The organism is Corynebacterium sp. HMSC035E02 (genome assembly GCF_001836065.1).
Lineage (GTDB): Bacteria > Actinomycetota > Actinomycetes > Mycobacteriales > Mycobacteriaceae > Corynebacterium > Corynebacterium hiratae.
The window spans coordinates 1-514 of the sequence record NZ_KV827309.1; the positions used below are offsets into that span (position 1 = coordinate 1).

Sequence of the window (514 nt, forward strand, 5' to 3'; positions counted from 1 at the left end):
AAAGGTGATGCGGGTGTGGTGGACTGCAGCTGTAAACCGCGCAGCATCGTCGGGATTGCGTACTTGGACAAGCATGTAGCCCAGTTTCCGGATTGCTTTATGCGCTGGGTGAATCGGGTTGCGGCTGATATCGGCGAAAGTGTTGCGCTGGACGTGAACTAGGCACCGCTGGATTTTCACGTCGGGCCATTTAATGCGCAGTGCCTTGAGCGCTCCGCCTGCCCCGTCGGTGGTGACGATAAGTGGTTGCGCGATTTTGTCGAGCAGCTTTAGGTACTCGTATGAGCTTTCGCGCAGGCACCAATGCCAGGCGATGACGTGTGTATTGGTGCAGGCGACCAGCAGGCATTTCTTGTGAAAGTAGGTGCCGTCGATAAAGACCTGGTCGTAGACACGATAGGGGTCAGTAGACGTGGGCACGGTGATAAACCACAAAAGCTTGAACCATCGGGTCAACGTTCGTCTGGTTACCCCAAGGCGTTTAGCTAAATGGTCTGCGGATTCACCGGAAAGA

General features: G+C 54.9%; 1 protein-coding gene. It reads right to left on the reverse strand.

All coding sequences use genetic code 11. The features are described 5' to 3' along the window. Positions 1-514: transposase (locus HMPREF2635_RS02015; RefSeq protein ID WP_210401585.1), on the reverse strand; the 514-nt coding region annotated here is incomplete at both ends.